This is a genomic window from Polaromonas sp. (assembly GCF_031411155.1).
Taxonomy (GTDB): domain Bacteria; phylum Pseudomonadota; class Gammaproteobacteria; order Burkholderiales; family Burkholderiaceae_C; genus Polaromonas.
Genome location: NZ_JANOAL010000331.1, coordinates 1 through 3,281 on the forward strand (window position 1 = coordinate 1; position 3,281 = coordinate 3,281).

The 3,281-nt window shown below is 60.5% G+C and carries 3 protein-coding genes; 2 read left to right on the plus strand and 1 reads right to left on the minus strand.

Annotation, left to right across the window (positions count from 1 at the left end; genetic code table 11):
• Window positions 1-1,154, minus strand: a 1,154-nt coding sequence (locus RMO23_RS19185) for a UvrD-helicase domain-containing protein (RefSeq protein ID WP_309684691.1), incomplete at its 3' end; no start/stop codon positions are given.
• 350 nt (window positions 1,155-1,504) lie between these two features.
• Here RMO23_RS19185 and RMO23_RS19190 point away from each other — a divergent pair.
• Together RMO23_RS19190 and RMO23_RS19195 are read left to right on the plus strand one after the other, a co-directional pair.
• Window positions 1,505-2,851, plus strand: coding sequence for an ATP-binding protein (locus RMO23_RS19190; RefSeq protein ID WP_309684696.1), 1,347 nt, complete (start codon window positions 1,505-1,507; stop codon window positions 2,849-2,851).
• A gap of 35 nt (window positions 2,852-2,886) precedes the next feature.
• The coding region (locus RMO23_RS19195) for an AEC family transporter (RefSeq protein ID WP_309684693.1) at window positions 2,887-3,281 on the plus strand (395 nt) is incomplete at its 3' end.

The following is a 3,281-nucleotide window of genomic DNA, read 5'->3' on the forward strand; positions in this document are numbered from 1 at the left end:
CGGTCAAAAAAGCTTTGCCCGCCCGACACCTTGTACGGGATGCTGGCGCGCCGAAACGCCTTCTCAAACGGCTTGGCCATGTGGTTGGCGCGGTACAGCACGCAAAAGTCCTTCCACTCGCGGTACTGGCCGCCCTCGGCCTGCAGGCTGCCCTCGGCGCGCAGGCTCTGGATGCGCGCCACCACGCGCTCGGCCTCATGCTCCTCGCTGTCGCAGTCGACCACGCGCACCGGCTCGCCCTCGCCCAGCTCGCTGAACAGGGTTTTCGGAAACAGCTTGGGGTTAGGCCCAATCACGTTGTTGGCGGCGCGCAAGATCGCGCTGGTGGAGCGGTAGTTCTGCTCCAGCTTCACCACTTTCAGATTCGGGTAGTCCTGCGGCAGGCGCTTCAGGTTGTCCAGCGTGGCACCGCGCCAGCCGTAAATCGACTGGTCATCATCGCCCACGGCGGTAAAGCGGCCGCGCGCGCCGACCAGCAGTTTCAGCACCTCGTACTGGGTGGCGTTGGTGTCCTGGTATTCATCGACCAGCACATGGCCCAGCGACTGTTGCCACTTGCTGCGCACGGCCTCGTGTTCCTGCAGCAGTTTCAGCGGCAGGCCGATCAGGTCGTCAAAGTCTACGCTCTGGTAGGCGCTCAGGCGCTCTTCATAGCGCGCCATGATGCCGGCAATGACACGTTCCTCGTCGCCGCTGGCCTGCGCCTCGGCCTGGGCCGCGTTGAGGCCCCGGTTTTTCCAGGCGCTGATGGTCCACTGCCACTGCCGCGCCGTCGCCGCATCGCTGCTGCCGCCCGCGTCTTTCAAAATGCTGGTCACATCGTCGCTGTCCAGGATCGAAAACTGCGGCTTCAGGCCCAGCGCTTGCCCGTCTTGCCGCAGCATGCGCACGCCCAGCGCATGAAAGGTGCAGACCAGCACCCCCCTGGCTTCCTTGCCAATCAGGCTCTTGGCGCGCTCGCGCATCTCGGCGGCGGCCTTGTTGGTGAAGGTGATGGCGGCAATCTGCTCGGCTTTGAGCCCCGACTGGATCAGCCGGCCAATCTTGTGCGTGATCACCCGCGTCTTGCCGGAACCGGCACCGGCCAGCACCAGGCAGGGGCCGTGCAGGTAGTTGACGGCTTCCTGCTGGGCGAGATTCAAACCATCGGACATTTAGGGGGCTCGGGTCGGGGAAAATGCGGTGAGAAGGGCGAGCCAGCAAGCTGGCGTTGAAGAGGATGCGATGCAGATGCGCTAAGGCAAGCCGGGAATCATACCGGTCTGGCTTTTTTGCCGCGGTGCAAGGTCGTTCACGGTAGACTGAAGCATATTTGACTTGATAACATCTAATATGCATAATTTGAGGCGTGACAGCGTATGCCGCCTCTCTTTTTGCCAAATTCGACATCCTCCAGGCCTACAACCTGTGGTGGCAGGGGCCAGACCAGGCCTTTGCCGGATTGCCCGAATTTCGGCGCGATGTGTTTGACGAGCTCTATTCAGATGTCAAACAGCTGCCGCAAATGGTCTCGGTCACCGGGCCGCGCCGCGTTGGCAAAAGCACCTTGCTGCAGCAGTGCATCCAGCAACTCATCAAAGACGCGCCCGATCCTCAGGCCCAGGCAAACCGGATTGTGTATTTTTCAATGCAGGACCCGGGGCTAGAGATTCCGGGCTTCAACCAGGACAAGTTCTTCAATGAGCTGGTCGCCACGGCCGTTGAAGCCGCCAAAGAGGGTGTGACCTATTTATTTCTCGACGAGATTCAGCGTTTTCCGCGCTGGGAGCTGTACCTCAAGAAGTTTTACGACCTGAAGACACCGGTGCGCTTTGTGGTGTCGGGTTCGGCCAGTGCGCCTATCTTCAAGAAGTCGCGTGAGAGTCTGCTGGGCAGGATTAAAGACTTTCATGTGCTGCCGTTTAGTTTTCGGGAGTGGAACGAGATAACGAGCCCGAACTCTTTTGCAATTCACATTGAAATGGGGTCAATTGAAATTGGCGGGGATGCAAAGCCAATCATTGCGGAGCATCGGCTCACAGGCAAGCGGCTTCAGCAACTTGACACTACAAGATTGATTGAAGAATTGGGCGGATACGCGGGCCAGAAGGTGGGGAAAAAAGTAGAGCTATTCTTTTTTGAAGGTGGCTTCCCCGAAGTCTGGAATCTCCCCACCCTGCTCGCCAAGCAGGAATACCTCTACCAAAACCAGGTCGAGCGGGTAATCTTTGAAGACCTGCTGGTCGCGGCCGAATTCCGCAAACCCGAGATGCTGCGCCGCTTTTATCTCGGCCTGCTGAAGGACCCGGGTCGTGAATCCAACCTGTCCCAAATCAGCAGTGAAATTGGACTGGCGCGCAGCACCATCGAAACCTACTTCCCCTTGCTTGAGGCGACGGACCTGGTCTGGCGGCTGCACAAACACACCAGCACCAAGTCCACGCCCAAGGCGGGTAACTTCAAGACCTATCTGGTTGACCTGGCGGTGCGCAACGCCGTGATGAAACTGAGCCAGGAGCAAATGGTGGCCGACCCCACGCTGATGGGTGCCTATGCAGAAAACGTGGTGGCCAACCACCTGCGGCGCTGGCCGGGGTTGGTCGAACTGGGCTACTGGCGGCGCAACAATGACGAAATCGACTTCATCGTTGATTTGGGCTCCACCCGTATCGGGCTGGAAGTCAAATACCGCAACGAGGTGCAAGACAAGGACGTGCTCAAGGCTGCCCGCTTGTCGCTGGCCCATGGCTGTGAGGCCTGCATCATGGTGACGAAAGAGCCCATGGCCGCTGACAATATCGAAAAGCTGAAAGCCCAGTCGCCGTTGCCGCTGGCGGTGGTGCCGCTCGCCGCCTTCCTGATGCTTTTTTAGTCAAACTCCCTGCCTACATCCCGTCCCGTCCCGCCGTGCTGTCCATCCTCCTGATTACCTTTCCCTTCTTTGCCTTGGTGCTGTGCGGCTACGTGGCCGCGCGGCGGCGCATGCTGGCGCTGGACGCGATTTCGGGGCTCAACGGCTTTGTGCTGTATTTCGCGCTGCCCTGCATGCTCTACCGGTTTGGTGCCGGCACGCCAATTGCGCAGCTGCTCGATGTCAGCCTGGTGGCGCTGTACCTGCTGTGCGCGCTGCTGATGGTGGCGCTCACGGTGGCGCTGTCGCGCAAGGGCCTGGCGGGACGGCCCATGAGCTGGAACGACGCGGCTTTCGGGGCGCTGGTGGCGGCGTTTCCCAACACCGGCTTCATGGGCGTGCCGCTGCTGGTGGCCCTGCTGGGCGCGCCTGCGGCCGGCCCGACCATCGT

Coding starts and splice junctions, on each gene's coding strand:
- RMO23_RS19190 (WP_309684696.1), top strand. CDS start 1,505: ATGGTCTCGGTCACCGGGCCGCGCCGCGTTGGCAAAAGCACCTTGCTG.